At 71.2% G+C, this 19646-nt stretch carries 17 protein-coding genes; 9 read left to right on the top strand and 8 right to left on the bottom strand.

Annotated features, from left to right (window positions below; translation table 11 throughout):
• The first annotated feature begins 204 nt into the window (after positions 1-204).
• Complete coding sequence (locus FHW12_RS08760; protein WP_220484378.1) at positions 205-1701, top strand: choice-of-anchor Q domain-containing protein; 1497 nt, start codon at positions 205-207, stop codon at positions 1699-1701.
• Between the two features lie 47 nt (positions 1702-1748).
• Positions 1749-2264, top strand: coding sequence for a hypothetical protein (locus FHW12_RS08755; RefSeq protein ID WP_182530620.1), 516 nt, complete (start codon positions 1749-1751; stop codon positions 2262-2264).
• Between the two features lie 66 nt (positions 2265-2330).
• Here the strand turns inward: FHW12_RS08755 and FHW12_RS08750 are convergent, their stop codons facing one another.
• Complete coding sequence (locus tag FHW12_RS08750; protein WP_182530619.1) at positions 2331-5642, bottom strand: hybrid sensor histidine kinase/response regulator; 3312 nt, start codon at positions 5640-5642, stop codon at positions 2331-2333.
• A gap of 143 nt (positions 5643-5785) precedes the next feature.
• Between FHW12_RS08750 and FHW12_RS08745 the strand changes: the two genes are divergently transcribed.
• Positions 5786-6130 (top strand): zinc ribbon domain-containing protein YjdM, encoded by a 345-nt coding sequence (locus tag FHW12_RS08745; protein ID WP_182530618.1) that lies wholly within the window; start codon positions 5786-5788, stop codon positions 6128-6130.
• 150 nt (positions 6131-6280) lie between these two features.
• On the opposite strand, the gene FHW12_RS08740 is transcribed toward FHW12_RS08745, so the two are convergent.
• Positions 6281-7297 carry an extracellular catalytic domain type 2 short-chain-length polyhydroxyalkanoate depolymerase gene (locus tag FHW12_RS08740; RefSeq protein WP_182530617.1) on the bottom strand — a complete coding sequence of 339 codons (1017 nt, stop codon included), beginning with the start codon at positions 7295-7297 and terminating at the stop codon, positions 6281-6283.
• Positions 7298-7308: 11 nt separating this feature from the next.
• Positions 7309-9561 carry a TonB-dependent receptor gene (locus FHW12_RS08735; RefSeq protein WP_182530616.1) on the bottom strand — a complete coding sequence of 751 codons (2253 nt, stop codon included), beginning with the start codon at positions 9559-9561 and terminating at the stop codon, positions 7309-7311.
• Between the two features lie 195 nt (positions 9562-9756).
• Here FHW12_RS08735 and FHW12_RS08730 point away from each other — a divergent pair, with 195 nt between their 5' ends.
• Positions 9757-11154: a GntP family permease gene (locus FHW12_RS08730; protein ID WP_182530615.1), complete on the top strand. Its 1398-nt coding sequence runs from the start codon at positions 9757-9759 to the stop codon at positions 11152-11154.
• Positions 11155-11163: 9 nt separating this feature from the next.
• On the opposite strand, the gene FHW12_RS08725 is transcribed toward FHW12_RS08730, so the two are convergent.
• Both FHW12_RS08725 and FHW12_RS08720 read right to left on the bottom strand, forming a co-directional pair.
• Positions 11164-13011, bottom strand: coding sequence for a putative bifunctional diguanylate cyclase/phosphodiesterase (locus tag FHW12_RS08725; protein WP_182530614.1), 1848 nt, complete (start codon positions 13009-13011; stop codon positions 11164-11166).
• 117 nt (positions 13012-13128) lie between these two features.
• The gene (locus tag FHW12_RS08720) at positions 13129-14232 is read right to left on the bottom strand and encodes a sterol desaturase family protein (RefSeq protein WP_182530613.1); all 1104 of its coding nucleotides are present in this window, start codon (positions 14230-14232) and stop codon (positions 13129-13131) included.
• A 133-nt stretch (positions 14233-14365) separates the two neighbouring features.
• Between FHW12_RS08720 and FHW12_RS08715 the strand changes: the two genes are divergently transcribed.
• Positions 14366-14893: a hypothetical protein gene (locus FHW12_RS08715; protein WP_182530612.1), complete on the top strand. Its 528-nt coding sequence runs from the start codon at positions 14366-14368 to the stop codon at positions 14891-14893.
• Between the two features lie 60 nt (positions 14894-14953).
• Here FHW12_RS08715 and FHW12_RS08710 read toward each other — a convergent pair whose 3' ends face one another.
• Both FHW12_RS08710 and FHW12_RS08705 read right to left on the bottom strand, forming a co-directional pair.
• A complete protein-coding gene (locus tag FHW12_RS08710) occupies positions 14954-15466 on the bottom strand; it encodes a DUF1993 domain-containing protein (RefSeq protein WP_182530611.1) in 513 nt (170 codons plus the stop codon).
• A gap of 185 nt (positions 15467-15651) precedes the next feature.
• The gene (locus tag FHW12_RS08705; protein ID WP_182530610.1) at positions 15652-15837 is read right to left on the bottom strand and encodes a hypothetical protein; all 186 of its coding nucleotides are present in this window, start codon (positions 15835-15837) and stop codon (positions 15652-15654) included.
• Here FHW12_RS08705 and FHW12_RS08700 point away from each other — a divergent pair.
• Both FHW12_RS08700 and FHW12_RS08695 read left to right on the top strand, forming a co-directional pair.
• Positions 15836-16414 (top strand): hypothetical protein, encoded by a 579-nt coding sequence (locus FHW12_RS08700; protein ID WP_182530609.1) that lies wholly within the window; start codon positions 15836-15838, stop codon positions 16412-16414. The two genes, FHW12_RS08705 and FHW12_RS08700, sit on opposite strands and share 2 nt — an antisense overlap.
• 120 nt (positions 16415-16534) lie before the next feature.
• Positions 16535-16987, top strand: coding sequence for a YaiI/YqxD family protein (locus FHW12_RS08695; RefSeq protein ID WP_182530608.1), 453 nt, complete (start codon positions 16535-16537; stop codon positions 16985-16987).
• A gap of 3 nt (positions 16988-16990) precedes the next feature.
• On the opposite strand, the gene FHW12_RS08690 is transcribed toward FHW12_RS08695, so the two are convergent.
• Complete coding sequence (locus FHW12_RS08690; protein ID WP_182530607.1) at positions 16991-17695, bottom strand: glutathione S-transferase family protein; 705 nt, start codon at positions 17693-17695, stop codon at positions 16991-16993.
• Positions 17696-17862: 167 nt separating this feature from the next.
• Between FHW12_RS08690 and ada the strand changes: the two genes are divergently transcribed.
• Positions 17863-18945 (top strand): bifunctional DNA-binding transcriptional regulator/O6-methylguanine-DNA methyltransferase Ada, encoded by a 1083-nt coding sequence (gene ada, locus FHW12_RS08685; protein ID WP_182530606.1) that lies wholly within the window; start codon positions 17863-17865, stop codon positions 18943-18945.
• Positions 18946-18991: 46 nt separating this feature from the next.
• Complete coding sequence (locus FHW12_RS08680; RefSeq protein ID WP_182530605.1) at positions 18992-19531, top strand: pyridoxamine 5'-phosphate oxidase family protein; 540 nt, start codon at positions 18992-18994, stop codon at positions 19529-19531.
• Positions 19532-19646: the final 115 nt, after the last annotated feature.

The raw sequence follows: 19646 nt of genomic DNA, 5'->3' as shown, positions 1-19646 counted from the left end.
CTCACAAACCTCACGCGGCGGCCTCACGCATCTCCAATGCAAACCTCAAGCATTCGCTCGCACCATGGCGCAGCCTCGGTGCGACGAGCAGCGCACCGCAGATCGCCGCACGCCATGAATCCATTTGCCATCGCCGCGCGCCATCGGGCTTGCGCACGATTCGCCCTGGCGAAAGAAACCGTTCCATCCGGCGAGGAAACCACCATGCCGCACCTCCCTACGAAGCATCCGCGGTCACCCGCATCGAGCTCGCGCATGCAGCCGCTCGCGCTCGCGCTGGCGGTCGCCATCGGGGCGAACGCCGCCGGCGACCGTGCAGCCGCGTCCGTTCCGACGCGACCGGACGGGTCCCTGCTCTGGCCGGTGACGAACTGCGACGACGCCGGCGCGGGCAGCCTGCGCGACGCCGCCGCACACGCGAACAGCGGCGACGGCATCGACCTGGGCGGACTCGCCTGCAGCACGATCTCCGTGACCTCCGGTGCGATCACGCTGCACGACGTCGAGCTGACCGGCCCCGGCGCCGCGCAACTCGTGATCGACGGCACCGGCAACCAGGGACACCGCATCTTCAACCATGCCGGCGCAGGCGGCAGCCTCGACGTCAGCGGCGTCACGATCCAGGGCGGTCATTACGCCTCGGTCGGCGATAAGGGCGGCGGTTGCCTGCGGTCGGTCGGTGGCAACCTTCGCATTCGCAACTCGGTGATGCGCACCTGCTCGGTGGTCACGCCGGTCGGACAATACGGCGACGCGCGCGGCGGTGCCATCGCCTCCTATGGAACCGGCGACGTCCGCCTATACGACTCGACGATCGACAGCAACATCGCGCGGACCGACCATGGGATCGCGGTAGGCGCCGGCGTGTATGCGCAGGGCTCCGTCGCCATGTACCGCAGCACGATCACCAACAACTGGGTGTCTTCGGCCCAGGCCGGGGCCAGCGTGGCCGGCGGAGGCTTGCTGACCAACGGTTCCGTCTGGATCGAAGACAGCACGCTGGACGGCAACGTTTCCTCGCGCGACGGTGGCGCCGCCTGGGTCGGCGAGGGCGGCGTATTGCTGCGCTCTACGGTCTCGCGCAATACCTCGTCCGGCGGCACCGCAGGCATCGTCATGCTCGGTCACAACAATACGGCGGCCCGCATCTACAGCAGCACGATGTCCGGCAACGTAAGCCAGGCGTCCTCGCAATGGCTCAGCGGGGCGGCTTACCTGAACACGGCCACGAGCACGATCACGAACTGCACGATCACCGCGAACAGCGAGACCAACCAGGTCCCGATGAAGTTCGGCGCCGGCATCGTGTTCGGCCAGGATGCGGTGGCCGTGTCGATGTCCGGCACGATCGCCGCCGGCAACTATTTCGACGACGGCGACCCGCCCTACGCCGCCGACGACATCGACGGGCCGGCCTCGCTCACGATCGTCGGCGACACCGATATCGTCGGATGGACGCATCGTCCGGTGCCGATCGACACGGTTTTCGAATCCGACCCGCGGCTCGGTCCGCTGCAGGACAACGGCGGCCCCACCCTGACCCATCTGCCGCTGCCGGACAGTCCGGCGATCGACCGCGGCGCCGCGCACGGCTTCGATGTCGACCAGCGCGGTCTTGCACGCGTCGTGGGCACGGCCGCCGACGTCGGCGCGGTCGAATCGAACGACGTGATCTTCGCCAACGGATTCGAAGGCGCGTGACCATGGCCGCCACGCGCCCCGAGGCCGCCGGTTCCAGGAGGCTCATCGTGCATCTCCCGTCCCTGTGCTGCGCCACGGCGTGCGCACTGTCCTGCGGCCATGCGGCGGCGCAGACGTGCGCGTCGCCGTCGGCGATCACCAGCAATACGCCCATCGCTTTCGACACCTGCCAGGGCGAGTCGTCCCTCGCGCTCGCCTGCGGCGTCGTGCCGCTCGCGGGCCCGGCGACGATCGTGCGGCTCGATCTGCCGTATCCGGAGGGTCGCGTCTCGATCCAGTCGATGGATGCGAACTACGCGCCCACGGCATTTCTTTTCCACGCGCGGTGCGCCGACGACGCGCCGTGCAGCGCGGCTGCGTGGAGCGGCCCCGGTACCGCCGGCACGATCGATCTCTCCCCGCTCGACTCCGGCGCCTATTTTCTCGTCGTCGCGGCGGACGCGAACGCGCCAGGCGCGTCCTGCGGTCAGATCGTCGTCACGGCCGACGTCACGCCCGCACAGCAGGCGCTCGTCGAGGAGGGCATATTCCACAGCGGCAGCGCGCCGCTATGGGAGCCGTGACCGTCGGTCGAACCAACGCGTCCTCGCGCGGCGATGTGTGGTCGGGTCGCCGTCACCCGCCTCCGTTCACGCCTGCTCGCGCGCGGCGAGCAGGCCCGCCATCAGCGACTTCAGCGCGAGCGGCTTGAGCGGCTTGTGCAGCAGCCGGCAGCCGGCGGCGAGCACCGCGCGGCGCACGTCTTCGCCGTGGTCGGCGGTGACGACGATGCACGGCAGCGCGGCGACGCGCGCGCCGAGCGCGGTGCGCAGCTCGAGGCCGGTCGCTTCGTCCAGGTGGTAATCGAGGATGAGCAGGTCCGGCGTCGCCGCGGTGCACGCGGCGCGCGCGGCGTCGACATCGCCCGCGACCGCGACTTCGCAGTCCCAGCCCTCGAGCAGCGCGCGTGTCGCGGCGAGCACGGCCGCGTCGTTGTCGACGACGAGCACGCGCTGCGCGGGCGCGGCGCGCGTGTCGACGTCGACGACCGCAGTCGCGCCCACCGGCGCCGTGCGCGGCACCTCGATCGCGAACACGCTGCCGCGACCCGGCCACGAGCGCAGCGTGAGCGCGTGGCCGAGCAGGCGCGCGACGCGTTCGGCGATCGCGAGGCCGAGCCCCAGGCCGGTGCCGCCGCGGTCGAGCCGGCGGAATTCCTCGAACACGAGCGCGCGGTCGGCCTCGGCGATGCCCGCGCCCGAGTCCCACACCTCGATGCGCAGGTTCGCGCCACGGCGGCGGCAACCGACCAGCACGCCGCCGTTGCGCGTGTACTTGATCGCGTTGGAGAGGAAGTTCTGCAGCACGCGGCGCAACAGCTGCGGATCGCTGCACAGCCATGCACGCGTCGGCACGCAATGCAGCGTGAGTCCCTTCGCCTCGGCGAGCACGCGGAACTCGGCGGCGAGGTTCACCAGCAGGTCGGCGGCCGCGAACGCGCGCGGCTCGGCGCGCATGCCGCCGGCGTCGAGGCGCGAGATGTCGAGCAAGCCGCCGAGCAGCGCCTCGGCCGAGCCCAGGGCGCCGTCGATGTGCGCGACCGTCTCGCGCGCGGGCGCGTCGCCGATGCGCTGCGCGAGCGCGTGCGTGAACAGGTGCGCCGCGTGCAGCGGCTGGGCGAGATCGTGGCTGACCGCGGCGAGCAACCGCGTCTTGGCGCGGTTCGCGCGTTCGGCCGCGGCGCTCGCGCGCGCGAGTTCGCCGGTGCGCTCGGCGACGCGCTGCTCGAGCGTCTCGTTCGCGCGGGTGAGCGCGCGCTCGGCTTCACGGAACGCGGTGACGTCGGTGAAGGTCGCGACGAAGCCGCCGCCGGGCATCGGATTGCCGCGGATCTCGAGTACGCTGCCGTCGGGGAGGCGCCGCTCGGACAGGTGCGCCGAGCCCGAGCGCATCCAGGCGAGGCGGCGCTCGACGCGCGCGCCGATGTCGCCGTCGCCGACCAGTCCGCGCGCGATGTTGTGGCGCGTGAGCTCGGCTACGGGTCGGCCGATCGCGAGCATCCCGGGCGGGTAGTCGAACAGTTCGGCGTAGCGGCGGTTCCAGGCGACGACATCGAGGTTCGCATCGACGACGCAGATGCCCTGGCTCATGTTCTCGAGCGCGGCCTCGAGCACGCGCTGGTTGAAGCGCAGGTCCTGGCTCGCCTCGCCGACGATCGCGGCGACCGTGTCGAGCTGCCCGCTGCGCTCGCGCCGCGCGACTTCGAGCAGCAGGCGTGCCGAGGCCGCGCCGATGACCGCGGCGAGCTCGTGCTCGACCGCGGCGACCAGCGGCGCGTCCGCGCGGCCCTGCCGTCCACCGACGAGCGCGGCGATGCGCTCGTCCGGCAGGAAGCGCGCGGCGAGCGCGGCGAGTTCGTCGACCGCGAGTTCGCCGGCGTGGGCGACATCGCCGTCGCGCGAGCGGTGCAGGCGCGCGACGAACGCGAGCACGGCGAGGTTGACCGCGAGGCTCGCGCCGAGCGCACGCGCGAGCTCGCTCCAGCCGCCGAGGCCGAACAGCGTCGCCGGCGCGAGCGCGGTGAAGCCGAACGGTCCCGCTCGCAGCGCCGGCGCGAGTGCGGGAGACAGGCTCGGCAGCAGCACGTACAACCAGACCACGCTGCCGGCGACGAGGCCGCAGGCGACCGCGCGCGCGCCGATCGCCGGTCGGTACAGCGCGACGAGCACTGCCGGCATCAGGCCCGCGAGCGCCGAGAACGACAGCGCGCCGATGTCGGCGAGCGCGTTGCCGCCCGCGAGTGCGCGCGAATAGCCCCACGCGAGCAGCACGACCGCGAGGATCGCGACGCGACGCTGGCGCAGCACCGCCGGGCGCAGGTCGCCGCGTTCGCCGCGCGCCCAGTCCGCGCGCACGCGCAGCGGCGCGAGCCAATGGTTGCCGATCATCAGGCTCAGCGCGAGCGTCGCGACGATGACCATGCTGGTCGCCGCGGACAGGCCGCCGAGGAACGCGAGCACGGCGAGGCCGCGCTGGCCCTGCGCGAGCGGCAGCGCGAGCACGTACAGGTCCGACGACACGCCGAGCGGCGCGAGCCGCGTCGCGCCGGCCTGGGCGAGCGGCAACACCGGCAGCGCGATCGCACACAGGTAGAGCGGCAGCAGCCAGCGTGCGCTGCGCACGTGCGCGGGATCGCGGCATTCGACCACGCCCGCGTGGAATTGGTGCGGCAGGGTGAACGCGGCGAGCGCGCCGAGCAGGATCAGCGCGGGAAAACCGCTGGTGTCGCGCGGCGAAGCGCGCGCGGCCGCCTCGACGTCGGGCAGCTGCAGCACGAGCGCGCCGATCGCGAGCATCGCGGCGAGCTTGAACACCGACTCGAACGCGAGCGCGAGCACGAGGCCGCGGTTGTGCGCGGCGGCCGGCGCGCGGCGCGTGCCGAACAGCATCGCGAACAACGCCATCGCGATCGCGACGTAGAGCGCGCTGTCCTGCCATGCGGGCGCGGTCGGGTCGTTTCCGCGCGCGAGCAGCGCGTAGCTCATCGCGACCGCCTTCAGCTGCAACGCGATGTACGGCACGATGCCGACCACGGTCACCGCGGTGACGAGCGCAGCGAGGCCCGCGCTGCGGCCGAGCCGCGCGGCGACGAAGTCGGCGAGCGAACTCGCGTGATGCTCGCGCGCGAGCCGCACGAGCCTGACCAGCACGCCGCCCGCGACGAGGTAGAGCCCGATCAGGCCGACGAACGTCGGCGGCAGCCACCAGCCGGAGCGCTCGGCCTGCGTCACCGTGCCGTAGAACGTCCACGAGGTGCAGTGCACGCCGAGCGACAACGCGTAGACGAGGTTCCAGCGGCGCGCGAGCACCTGCGGATGGCGCTCGCCGTACAGCGCGACCGCGAACAGCAGGGCGAGCCAGACGAGGCCCGCGAACGCGACGAGGACGGACGGATAAGTCATGCGCCGATGCGTTGCCCGCGCGGGGATGCGTGCGGCGGATTGAAGCACGAAGCCGCCGCGGGCGGACGGGCGGCAGGTCGCGGCGCATATAATCGCCGCCCCGTCGCGGACCGCGCGACGGCGAAGACGAACGAGGAATGCGGATGAGCGAGCTGCCACCCTGCCCGAAATGCGCGTCGACGTTCACGTACGAGGACGGCGGGCAACTGGTCTGCCCGGAGTGCGCGCACGAATGGACGCCCGGCGCCAGCGACGCGTCGGACGCGTCCGACGACCGCGTGATCAAGGACGCGCACGGTACCGTGCTCGCCGACGGCGACAGCGTGACCGTGATCAAGGATCTCAAGGTCAAGGGCTCGTCGCTCGTGGTCAAGGTCGGCACGCGCGTGAAGAACATCCGCCTCGTCGACGGCGATCACGACATCGACTGCAGGATCGACGGCATCGGCGCGATGAAGCTGAAATCGGAATTCGTGAAGAAGGCCTGATGCGCCGGCGCGCGTCGCCGCGATGCTCCTAGGGCGGTACGCGCGACGCACGCGCCGCCGGTTCGCCGCGCGATCGAGCGCGTCACGGCATGCGGGAGTCGCGCAGTGCGCTCGACCCGCCCTGCGCGTTCGATCCACCCCAGCCAAGTTTCAGCGCAGCGGCGCGCCGAGCGCGGCGGCCATCGCGGCGACCTGGCGCAGCTGCGCGCCGTCGCGCGTGTCGTACGATTCGCCGCCGTAGCCCCACCAGTCCCAGCAACCCTTCGGGTTCAGCGGCGCCATCGTCGCGTGCGTCTGCGGATACAGCACGACCGTGTCGTAGGCGTCGGCCCAGCGGTTGTAGCCGGCATCGCGCACGAATGCCTCGCCGGCGGTTTCCGCGTTCTGCTGGCAACCGTGGAACGCGACGTGCAGCGCGCACCGCGCGCCCGCGGCACATGCCTTGGGGACATAGACGTAGCCGGTCGCGGCGAGGTGCGCATCGACGCCGTCGACGCGGTACGCGTCCTGGTCGAACGTGCGCAGCTCGCCCGCAGCCGTCGCCGCGACCGCGTGCCTCGGCTTGCCGTACAGGCCGGCGAAGATTGCGCCCGCCGCGTCGTAGCCGCACTTGCCGACATACGGTGCAGTCGACACGTCGCACGCGGCGCCGGCGTCGAGCGTCGGGAACGTGTGCGTGTACGCGCCGGCAAGATCCTCGTGCAGATCGAGCGGTTTCTTCGCAGCGGCGGCGAGCGCGCGGTAGAGCGCGGCCGTGTCCGCACTCAGCGATTCGGCGACCGTCTTGTCGGCGCGCCCGTGCAGCACGAGCACGCGATCGCCCGCGAGCCCCGCCAGCGCTGCGATGCGTCCTGCCTTCGCCGCGTCCTTCGCGTGCGCGGCGAGCGCGGCGACGTCGGGACGCTTGTCGTCGGCCGGCATCATGCAGCTCGCGAGCGCGGTCTGCAGCGCGCCGGCCGCGCAATGGTACGGTCCGCCGGCGATCAGCGCGGCTCCGGCGACGTGGTCGGAGTAGGCGACGTGCAGCTGGTGCGCCATGTACGCCCCCGACGACAGCCCCGACACCGTCGTGCGCGACGCGTCGAGCTCGAGCGTGGGCAATGGCGCCGCCGTCGCCGATGCGACGGCGGCACCGAGGACGATCGTTGCGAGCATGCGGCGGTTCATCGCGGATTCCTTCAGAAGCGCCAGGTCGCGCTGAGGGTGACCTGGCGCGGCGGTCCGTAGAAGCCGGTCAGCACGCCGTAGGCGGCGATGTTGTAGCCGGTCGTGCGATACGCCTTGTCGGTCAGGTTCGTGCCCTGCAGCGCGACCGACCAGGCGTCGTCGATCTTCCAGATCACGCCCGCGTTGAGCAAGCCGTAGCCCTTCTGGCGGATCGCCGGGCTGAGGTCGGTGGTCGGCCACACCTCGCTCTGGTACGTGTAGCCGATGCGGGCGGACAGATTGCCGCCGTTGGCGAGCGGCGTGCGGTATTCGACGTTGACGCCGCCCGACACGCGCGGCGCGTTGGTGAAGCGCTGGCTGTCGGCGACGTTCACGCCGCGGTCGAAGAATTCGTCGTAGCTCGCGTCGAGCCAGGCGATGTTGCCGCTGATCAGCCAGTTCGGCGTCGGCAGGAACTGGTATTCGACCTCGGCGCCGTTGATCGTGCCCGCGCCGGCGTTGGTGAAGTCGCCGAAGAAGCTCTGCGTGCCGTCCGGCAATGTGTACGAGGTGAATACCGACAGCTGGATGTCCTTGTACTTGTTGTGGAACAGTGCGACGTTGAGGAACATGCGCTGGTCGAGCAACGACAGCTTGCTGCCGACCTCGAAGCTGTCGACGGTCTCGTCCTTGAACGGCTCGCCCGAGCGCGGCACCGCGGTGGTGTTGGCGCGAATGTTGAAGCCGCCCGACTTGAAGCCCTTCGAGTACAACGCGTACAGCAGCGCGTCCGGCGTCACCTGCCAGTCGATCGACGCCTTCGGCGAGACGTTGCTGAAGCTGACCTTCTTGTCGAAGTTCGCCGCCGTCGCCCACGCGGTGGCGTAGCTGCCGTCGGTGTAGAAGCGGTTCAGCGCGATCGCGTGCTTCTCCTCGTCGGTGTAGCGCGCGCCGAGGTCGAGCTTCCACGCCTCGGCGAGGTCGACGGTCCAGTCGGCGTAGGCGGCGATGCTGCTCGTGTAGACGCGTCCCTGGGTGTCGCCGAACAGCGGGTTGGTCGCGGTGGCCGGCAGCAGCGGGTTCTCGAAGTGGTTGAGCACCTGGCCGCCGGCACGACCGTTGAACGCGTACACGCCCATCACGCCGCGCGCACGGCCGCCGCCGTCGTAGTTGAGCTGCAGCTCGTTGCTGTTCTGGCTGTCGCTGTAGAACGCGTGCACGTCGACGAGCGGCAGCGGCGTCGTGTCGAAGTCGATGTTGGTGTCGGTGTCGGACGTGCGGTGCGCGAACACGTACTTGAGGAACCAGGCGTCGCCGAGCATCCAGTTCGCGGTCAGCGAGGTGCCCTTCATGTCGGTGTCGTTGACGTTCGGCATCGCGCTGCGGATGTCGTAGCGGTCGTCGAGCGGCGCGTAGTCGGGCGCGAGCGGGTTGGCCGCGAGCATCTGCGCGCCGCGCACGCCGGACTGGTCCTTCATCCAGTCGTAGGCGAACTGCACGTCGAACGTCTCGGTCGCGTACAGGCCGAGGTTGAAGCGCGCGGCGTCGATCTGCTTGTCGCTGACCGGCTGGCGCGTGTAGAGGTTCTCGCCGAAACCGTCGCGGTTGAGGCTCGCCACCGCGAGGCGCGCACGCAGCATGCCGTTCGCGTCGAACGACCCGCCGACCGCGGCCTTCGCGTCGAGTTCGTCGTCGGTTCCCGCGGTGACCTGCGCGTAACCGCCGAAGTCCTTGTCGAGCTTGCGCGATACGTACTTGATCGCGCCGCCGATGGTGTTCTTGCCGTACAGAGTGCCTTGCGGGCCACGCAGCACCTCGACGCGCTCGACGTCGAACACGTCGAGCAGCGCACCTTGCGGACGCGCGATGTAGACGTCGTCGAGGTAGATGCCGACGCCCGGGTCGACGCCCCACAGCGGATCGGACTGGCCGATGCCGCGGATGTAGGCGGTGACCGTGCTGGTCGAGCCGCGCGCGGCGTAGATCGTCGTGTTCGGCACCTGCCCGGCGAGGCCGGAAAGGTCCTGCACGTTGAGCGTGTCGAGCCGGTCGGAGGTGAACGCGGTCACCGCTACGGGCACGTCCTGCAGCGTTTCCTCGCGCTTGCGCGCGGTCACGGTCACGCCTTCAAGGCGCGTCGGGTCGGTGGCCGCGTCGTCGCCGGGCGCATCCGCGGCATCGGCGGCGGCCGCGTCGGTGGCCGCGTCGGTCGGCTCGGCGGCGACGGCCGCGGTGGCGAACGCGAACGCGCAGGCGATCGCAACGAACAGCTTCTGGCGCTTCATCGGGTCCCCTCCAGCATCGAGCCGGCCACCGGCCATGCGATGCCGGCAAGGCTAGGCGCCGGCGCGCGCGCAAGCACTTGTACCTTCGTACAGTGGGCCGCGCCGGCGCGCTGCGCATACTCGTGCCGAAGGATCGCGCGACGCGGGCCATGGTGGCCGCCGGCGCCCGCGGCACCGCAGTCGAAGGACCCATCGATGGCTCTGCTGGTCGTACTGGCCGCGCTCGCATTCCTCATGCTCGCGGCATACCGCGGTCACAGCGTGATCCTGTTCGCGCCCGTCGCCGCGCTCGGGGCGGTGCTGCTGACCGATCCGTCGCTCGTCGCACCGATCTTCACCGGCCTGTTCATGGACCGCATGGTCGCGTTCCTCAAGCTGTACTTCCCGGTGTTCCTGCTCGGTGCGGTGTTCGGCAAGCTGATCGAGCTGTCCGGATTCTCGAAGTCGATCGTCGCGGCGACGATCGGCGTGCTCGGACGCGGCCGCGCGATGCTGTCGATCGTGATCGTCTGCGCGCTGCTCACCTACGGCGGCGTGTCGCTGTTCGTGGTCGTGTTCGCGGTGTATCCGTTCGCGGCCGAGCTGTTCCGCCAGGCCGACATCCCCAAGCGCCTCATCCCCGGCACGATCGCGCTCGGCGCATTCACGTTCACGATGGACGCGCTGCCCGGCACGCCGCAGATCCAGAACATCATCCCGACGACGTTCTTCGGCACGACCGCGTGGGCGGCGCCTTGGCTCGGCACGTTCGGCGCGCTGTGCGTGCTCGTCGCCGGCCTCGCCTGGCTCGATGCGCGGCGGCGCGCCGCGGCCGCCGCGGGCGAAGGCTACGGCGACGCAATGCGCAACGAGCCGCGCGCGTTCGACGGCGTGCGCCTCGCCCACCCGCTGCTCGCGCTGCTGCCGCTCGTGCTCGTCGGCGCGGCGAACTTCGCGCTCACGCACGCGATCCCGCGCTGGTACGGCGCGACGCAGAGCTTCGTCCCGGCGGTGATCGGCGAGGCGAAGCCGGTCGTGCAGGAGGTGTCGAAGCTCGCCGCGATCTGGGCGGTCGAGGGCGCGCTCCTGCTCGGCATCGCCTGCGTGCTCGCCTGCGCGTGGCGCACGATCGCGCGCACGTTCGCCGACGGCAGCCGCGAGGCGGTCGCGGGCGCCCTGCTCGCCTCGATGAACACCGCGTCCGAGTACGGCTTCGGCGCGGTGATCGCGGCGCTGCCCGGCTTCCGCATCGTCGCCGACGCGCTGCAGGCGATCCCGAGCCCGCTCGTCAACGAAGCGGTGTCGGTGACGACGCTCGCCGGGATCACCGGCTCGGCCTCGGGCGGCATGAGCATCGCGCTCGCGGCGATGGCCGACACGTTCGCGCACAACGCGCAGGCGGCCGGCATCCCGATGGACGTGCTGCACCGCGTCGCCGCGATGGCGTCCGGCGGCATGGACACTCTGCCGCACAACGGCGCGGTGATCACCCTGCTCGCGGTGACCGGGCTCAGCCATCGGCAGTCGTACCGCGACATCTTCGCGATCACCGTGATCAAGACGCTGGCGGTGTTCGCCGTGATCGCGCTGTACCACGCGACCGGCGTCGTCTGAGCCGTCGCCTCAGGATGACGGCCGCAGGCCCGCCCCCGCGGCGGCTTCGCGCGACATGCCGCGCTCGAGCAGCCCGCGCAGCTCCGGTTCCGCCAGCGGGCGGCTGCAATGGAAGCCCTGCACTTCGCTGCAGCGATGGCGCGCGAGCCAGTCGTACTGCGCCGCTGTCTCGACCCCTTCGGCGGCGGTGCGGATGCCGAGGTCGCGCGCGAGGCGGATCACCGCGCGGATGATCGCTTCCGAATCGGCGTCGATGCCGATGTCGCGCACGAACGACATGTCGATCTTGATCTTGTCGAACGGGAACGCGCGCAGCAGCTGCAGCGACGAGTAGCCTGTGCCGAAATCGTCGAGCGAGAGGCGCACGCCGAGGTCGTGCAGTTCGTTGATCGCGGTGCGCGTGGCGATGTCGCTCGCGAGCAGCGCGCTCTCGGTCACCTCGAGGTCCAGGCGCTCGGCGGGAAGGCCCGACTGCTGCAGCGCGCCGACCACGTCGAGCACGAAGCCGGCCTTGCGCAACTGCAGCGGCGACAGGTTGACGCCGATCTTGATCTCGCGCCGCCAGCGCGCCGCGGCGTTGCAGGCTTCGCGCAGCACCCAGTCGCCGAGCGGGGCGATCAGCCCCATCTCCTCGACCACCGGGATGAACGCCGCCGGCGGCACGTTGCCGCGCGCCGGATGGGACCAGCGCAGCAGTGCCTCGACCGCGACCGGCTCGCCCGTCTCGAGCGCGATGATCGGTTGGTAGACGAGGGTGAACGCGCCCGCGTCGATCGCTGCGCGCAGGTCCTGCTTGAGGCTGCGGCGCATCTGCACGTGCGTGTCCATCGCCGCGTCGAAGAAGCGGTGCGTGCGCCGGCCGGCGGCCTTCGCCTCGTACAGCGCCATGTCCGCGCGCCGCGCGAGTTCGTCGAGGTCGAGTCCGGGCGCGGCCGCGTTCGCGATGCCGACGCTCGCGCCGATCGTGACGCGCTGGTCGTCGACCTCGAATGGATCGTCGAGCACGGCCTTGATCTTCGCCGCGAGCTGGTGCCCGTCCGCCTCCGCCTCGCGGCACGGCTGCAGCACGGCGAATTCGTCGCCGCCGAGGCGCGCGACGAACGCATCGCTGCCCATGCACGCGGCGAGGCGCTGCGCGACGCCGGCGAGCAGCTGGTCGCCGACGCGATGGCCGAGCGTGTCGTTGACCGCCTTGAAGTCGTCGAGGTCGATGTACAGCACGTTGACGAACTCGCCCGGCGCGAGCGCGGCGAGCGTGCGCGACGCGTGCTCGGTGAATGCGGAGCGGTTGGCGAGGCCGGTGACCGGATCGTGGAACGCGAGGCGGTGCACGTGCGCCTGCACCGCGTCGTGCTCGATCGCGATCGCGCAGAGATCGACGCAGCGCTCGACGATCGCGCGCTCGAGCGCCGCCGGCCCGCGGCGCGTGCGGTAGTAGAACGCGAACGTGCCGATCACGCGGCCGTCGCGCGACTTGATCGGGCTCGACCAGCACGCGCGCAGGCCGAGCGGCAACGCGAGGTCGCGATAGTCGGCCCACAGCGGATCGCGCTCGATGTCGACGACCTCGACCGGCTCGCCACGCCAGGCCGCGGTGCCGCACGAACCCGCGACGGGCCCGATCGACATGCCGTCCAGCGAATGCGAATACGGTTCGGGCAGGCTCGGCGCGGCGAGCGAATGCACGCGTCCCTGGGCGTCGACGGCGAGCACCGAGCAGAGCACGTCCGGCGCGAGCACCTCGACGCGGCGGCACAGCAGGTCGGCGACGCGCAGCAACGATTCGCCGCGCGCGACCGCTTCCAGGATTTCCCCCTGGAGACGCTGCAGCGCCGCGCTGGAGCGGTCGTCGATCATCCTCGATCCCGTTTTCCGTGCGGGGACACGATATCGGACGCGCCGGCGCGAGGCGACCGGACGCGGGGCGGCGATGCCGGATCCCACGCCGCCATCATACGCCGCATGCCGGCGGCCTCAAGCCGGTTCGCGCGCGGGTTCGCCGACGAGCCCGCCGCCGGCGCCGCGCCCATCCGCGGGCGCCCCGTCGGCGAGCTGCGCCGGGCGGTCGAAGCGGTGCAGGTCCATGTGGCGGGTCGGCACCGGGACGTGGTCCGGGCCGAACGCGACGTCGCCGGGCTTCCAGCCGGCAGCGCACCAGAGCGCGCCCCAGAAGCGGCGGAACGCACCCCATTGCATCGCGACGACGCCGCGGCCGTTGTCGGCGTCCACCATCGGGTCGCCGACGCCGGTCGGCCGCGCGGGTTCACCGTACAGCGCGGTGCCGAACAGCACGTCCCACACCGACAGTACCTGTCCATAGTTGCAATTGTGCAACCGCGGCCGCTCCGGATCGACGATCATGTGGTGCAGGCGGTGGAACTTAGGGTCGACGAACAGCTTGTCGAACGCGCGGCCGAAGCCGAACCGCACGTTCGCGTGCGACCAGTTCTGCGCGAGTTCGCCGACGAACATGAGCAGCGCGAACTGGTCCGGCTCGACGCCGACGACGAGGCCGACCGTGGCGAGGAAGATCGACTGCAGGAACCCGTCGACGTAGCTGCCGCGGTCGTTGCTCCAGCAGCTCATCTGGCGCTGGCTGTGGTGCATGCTGTGCAGCGCCCACCACCACGGGATCCAGTGCTGCACGCGGTGCATCCAGTAGTAGGCGAAGTCGTAGATCGCGTAGTAGGCGAGGAACAGCGCGAGCGGATGCTGCTGGAACCACGGGATCCACGCCGGCAGGCCGCTGACCGCCTCGCTGGCGCCACCGCCGAACGCGTTCGCGAACGGCGTGAGCACGAGGTAGGCGAACAACGGGTTGAGGCCGAGCAGCATCAGCAGCGTGTAGGTGCGGTCGATGCGCGCGAGGCGGCGATCGGGCCAGCGCTCGGCCGGCGCGAGGCTTTCGAGCGGGCGGAACACGAGGCCGATGACGAGCACCTGCGCGGCCGCGATGAGCAGCGCCTCGGCGATCTCGCGCGGATCGCCGGCGAGCCCGGTGAGGTGCACGAAAGCGAGGAACGGTGTCACCGCGTGTGCGTTGAGCCCGTCGACGAGCGAGTTCCAGAAGGCGACCATGCGCGCATTCTAGCGGGCGCACGGGCGCGGCTGAACGCTGGCCGGCATGCCGAGGAGGTGTTCATTTCGCGTAAAGCGCCTGGCTTCAACGATGCATCGTCGCCGAACGTGTCGGCATGGATGAGGTGTGCGCATGAACAGATTCGGTTGGCTCATGGTGCTCGGCGGGGCGGTCGCGCTCGCCGGCTGCGGCAAGTCTCCGGAAGAGGCGCAGCAGGACGTCGCCAAGGCGCAGGACAAGGCCGCGCAGGACGTCGCCAAGGCGCAGCAGAAGGCCGCCGAGGTCTCGGCCGAGGCCCGGCAGAAGGTCGACGCGGCGCGCGCGCAGGCGAACGCCGAAGTGGAAAAGGCGAATGCCGACGCGGGCGCGAAGATCAACGACGCGAGCGCGGCCGCCGAGAAGGTCGAACGCAAGACCGGCCAGGACGTCGCCGAGGAGCAGTCCGACGCGATGATCAAGGACGCGAAGGCGCGCTACGACGTCGCGCTGACCCAGGCCGACGCCGACTACAACGTCGCCGTGCAGAAGTGCGGCACGCTGCCGGACGCCCAGCAGGGCGCGTGCAAGGACATGGCGAAGGCGAATGCCGACGCGCAGCGCCAGCATGCGAAGTCCGAACTCGACAATACCGAGACGGCGGCGAGCAAGCTCAAGCAGTAGTCGAGCCGCCCGATGCGCCCGACGACGCCGCGCTCGCGCGCGGCGTCGTTTTTCGTGGGCTCAGGTCGGCAGCGGGCCGAGGAAATCCTGCTTGCCGATGTCGACGCCGTTGTGGCGCAGGATCGCGTAGGCGACGGTCACGTGGAACCAGAAGTTCGGGAACGCGAAGTGCAGCAGGTACGGCTGCCCCTGGATCTTCACTTCACCGGTGCGCAGCGGCAACGTGATCTCGCGCGCTTCGCTGCCGTCGATCTGCGCCGGCGTGAAGCCGTCGATGTAGGCGAGCGTCGCGGCGATGCGCGCCTGCAGGTCGTCGAGCGTGGTTTCGTTGTCGGGCACGGGCGGGCGTGCGAGCCCGGCGAGGCGCGCGGCCGCGCCGCGCGCGTGATCGGAGGCGATCTGGATCTGCCGCGACAGTGGCAGCATGTCCGGCGCGAGGCGTGCGTTCACGAGCACCGCCGGATCGAACTTCTTCGCCTCGGCATGCGCCGCGGCCTTGTGCAGCACGGCCGACAGCTGGGTCAGCGCTCGTTTGAACACGGGGATCGAAGCTTCGTACATCGACAGCGTCATGCGGGGCTCCTCGGCGGGGTGGACGCGGCGCCGGCATCACGCCGGCCCGGGCGTCGCCCCGACGTGGCGACGCCGCGACCGGATACAAGTCCCCGCGTGGACGTGCCTGGACATCGAACGCGGGTCAGGGTCGCTTCGGTACCCGCCGGCGCGCGGCAGGTACCGCCAGGCCCGATCGACGCAGCTCACTCGTCGCCGTCGTCGCCTTCGCCGGTCGTCGCAGTGTCATGGCGGCCGGTGTACGCATTCGGTGCGGGATAGACCGGCCCCTGGCGCACGCGTTCCTGCTTGGCGCGCAACGCGTCGCGGAAGTGCTGCATCGCGACCTCGGCACTGATCGCGCCTGCGGCGGCGCCGGCGGCGGCAGGCATGGCCGACGACGCGGCCGGCTTCGGCGCAGGCGGTATCGCAGCCGGCGGCGCGGGTGGCGCCGGTTTCGGCATCGGCGCGGGCTTCGGCGCCGCGGCAGCGGCCGGCCTGGGTGCGACGGGTTTCGGCGCGGCCGCGACCGGTCGCGCTGGCGCGGCCATCGCGGGCTTGGGTGCCGGCGGCGCCGCAGGCTTGACCACGGGCGCAGCGATCGGGCGTGCGGCCGGTGCCGGCTTCGCTGCCACGACCGCCTTCTTCGCGACGACGGCCTTCTTCGCGACCGGCTTCTTCGCGACGACCTTCTTCGGTGCCGCCTTCTTCACGGCCTTCTTCACGGCGGCCTTCCTCGGCGCGGGCTTGCGCACGACCGCCTTCTTCACGACCTTCTTCGCCGCCTTGCGGGCGACCTTCTTCACGGCCTTCTTCGCCGCGACGCGCGCGGGGCTGCGCGTGACCTTCTTCGCCGCCTTCTTCGCGACCTTGCGGGCGGCGGACTTCTTCGCGGCCTTCTTCACCGCCTTCTTCGCCGCGGACTTCTTCGATGCGACTCGCTTCATGTCGGTACCTCGCTGTTCGTGAACCGGGCCGCACACCGATCCGCGCGGCCTTGCGTGAGTAGCAGAGCCTGGCTTTACCGCTCCCGAACCACGCGCCGCGCGGCAGGGCATACTCATCCTAAAGCGAAATGCGGCGGGAAGCATGAAGATCTGGGTCGACGCCGACGCGTGCCCGCGCGCGGTCAAGGACATCCTCTATCGCGCCGCCGAACGGCTGCGCATCGAACTCGTGCTCGTCGCCAACCAGCCGATCGCGGTGCCGCGCTCGGCGCTGATCAGCCGACGCACGGTCGAGCGCACGCTCGACGCGGCCGATCGCGCGATCGCCGGCTGGGCCGAGCCGGGCGACCTCGTCGTCACCCACGACATCCCGCTCGCGGCCGACCTCGTCGACAAGGGCATCACCGCGCTCAATCCGCGCGGCGAGCTCTACACCGCCGAGAATGTGCGCCAGCAGCTGTCGATGCGCGACTTCATGGACAGCCTGCGCGGCGCCGGCGTCGACACGGGCGGGCCGTCCGCGTACGACGCACGCGATGCGCGCGCGTTCGCGAACCAGCTCGACCGCCTGCTCGCGCGCGTCGCGCGCGCCTGAACCTCAGCCCGCTCCGGCGACGGCGATGTCCACTTCGTGCGCGAGGACCTCGGCGGGCAAGGGCGCACGCGGCAGCTCGCGCGTCGAATGCGGATCGATCGCGTACGCGTGCGTCGTTGCCAGGTGCCCCGGCTGTGCGCGCACGCGCGCGAGCCAGCCCCGGAAATGCGCGAACGGCTGCAGCGCGCAACCGGCCTGTTCGGCATGCGCGGCGTAGGCGAACAGCGCGATGTCGGCGATCGTGTAGGCGTCGCCGGCAGCGAATGCTCGCGTGGCGAATTCCGCGTCGAGGATCGCGAGCGCGCGCAGCGCAGCGTCGTGCTTCATCGCGACGAGCTCGGGCGGGCGCCGCGCGAGCTTGCCGGTGAGGCGCCAGTGGCGCAGCGCGCCGATCGTCGACTCGACGCGTTCCTGTTCGAACGACAGCCACTGCAGCACCTTGGCGCGGCCAAAGGCGTCGCCGGGCAGGTACGGCGTGCCTTCGGCGAGGAAGGCGAGGATCGCGTTCGATTCGGCGAGCGTGCGGCCGTCGTCGAGGCGGATCGCCGGGACGGTGCCGGTCGGATTGATGCGCCGATACTCCGCGGACTGGCCCTCGCCGTCGAAGATCGCGACGAACTCGCTGCGATACGGCAGGCCGATGTGGGCGAGCAGCTGGCGCACCTTCCAGCCGTTCTGCGAAGGAAGGTAGTCGTACAGGGTGAGCATGGCGGCACTCCGTGGAAGGATGCCGCAGCATCGCCAACGCGGGCCGGCGCGGCCATCCGCGCCTTGCGCGGCATCGGTGACGGCGGCCGACATGCGGCGCAAGGCGCGGATGGCCGGCGGCTTGCGCCGGCGCGAGCATGCCCCCATCGACCCGATGGAGAGACGGCATGAACGACACGATGAAATGGCAGGCGGTGCTCGAGCGCGACGCCACGATGGACCGGCGCTTCGTCTACGGCGTGACGACCACCGGCGTGTACTGCCGGCCGTCCTGCGCTTCGCGCCGGCCGCGCCGCGAGAACGTGCGCTTCTTCGAAGACCCTGCCGCGGCCGCCGCGGCCGGCCTGCGCCCGTGCAAGCGCTGCCGCCCGCTCGAGCGCTGGCAGGACGACCCCGAAGTCGCGCTGCTGCTCGCGCTGTGCCGGCGCATCGACGCCGCGCCGGACGAACTCCCCGACGGTGCCGCACTCGCGCAGGCGGCCGGCCGCGACGTGTTCCAGCTCAACCGCCTGTTCAAGCGTTACCTCACGATCACGCCCGGCGACTACATCGAGAACGCGCGCATGCGCCGCGTGCGCCACGCGCTGCGCCATTCCGCCTCGGTCACCGACGCGATCTACGATGCCGGGCTCGGCTCGAGTCGCGGCCTGTACGAGCGCGCGCCGGGTTCGCTCGGCATGACGCCGAAGCAGTACCGCAGCGGCGGCGCCGGCCTCGAGATCTCGCATGCGACCGGCAGCACGCCGCTCGGACTCGCCTGCATCGGCGCGACCGATCGCGGCATCTGCTTCCTGCAGTTCGGCGAGGACCGCGACGCGCTGCTCGCCGCACTCGCCGCGGAGTTCCCGCAGGCGCGGCTCGCGCCGATGCGCGACGAGGCACGGCAGGCGTTCGACGCCTGGATGATCGCGCTGAACGAGCACCTCGAAGGGCGCACGCCCGATCTCGACCTGCCGCTCGACCTGCGCGGCACCGCGTTCCAGGTGCGCGTGTGGAACTACCTGCGCCGCATCCCGTACGGCGAGGTCGTCTCCTACGCCGAAGCCGCGGCCGCGATCGACGCACCGCGCGCGACGCGCGCGGTCGCCTCCGCCTGCGCGAGCAACCGCGTCGCCGTGCTGGTGCCGTGCCATCGGGTGATCCGCGGCGACGGCGCGCTCGGCGGCTACCGCTGGGGCCTGACGCGCAAGCGCACCTTGATCGACGTTGAACGGCGCGCGCGCGGCGGCGCGCCGGTCACGCGCGATTAACGCGAAAGGTGGGACGGTGGCGGCGAATCCATCCAGGGAGCAGGCCATGAAGATCGAGGACCAGCGGACGGTCGAGCTCGGCCGGCTCGCCGAACTCGTCGACGGCATCGACGTCGCGATGATGACCACGCACGCGGAGGACGGCTCGATGGTGAGCCGTCCGCTGCAGGTACTGAAACTCGACGCCGGCGGCGAATTCGTGTTCTTCACGGCGATCGACAGCTTCAAGGTCGCCCAGCTCGACGAGCACGCCGACGTCAACCTCGCGTTCTCCGATCCGCGCCGGCAGCGCTACGTGTCGGTGCGCGGCAGCGCGCGCGTCGACCGCGAGCGCGCGACGGTCGACGAGCTGTGGACGTTGCCGCAACGCGTGTTCTTCCCGCAGGGCAAGGACGACCCGCATCTCGCGGTGCTGCGCGTGCGCGTGCGCGACGCGGCGTACTGGGAGCCGGTCGGCGGCGTGGTCGCGCGCGCGCTCGATTTCATGCATGGACTGGTCGGCGAGGAGCCGGCCGACCTCGGCCGCCACGGCATCCTGCGTCGGGCGGATGCGCGCGACGCACGCGCGGGCGACGCACGCGACTAGCGCGCCGAAAGCGATCGGCAGGCGGGCGCCTCCCGTCAGTCCGTGCCGTCCTTCGCGGCGATCGGCGCCTGGCTCACCTTCGTGGTGCGCCCGCCTCGCCCCCGTGCGATCGCAC

The organism is Dokdonella fugitiva, from assembly GCF_014138265.1.
GTDB lineage: Bacteria > Pseudomonadota > Gammaproteobacteria > Xanthomonadales > Rhodanobacteraceae > Dokdonella_A > Dokdonella_A fugitiva_A.
This window is presented reverse-complemented; position numbering and strand designations above follow the sequence as displayed.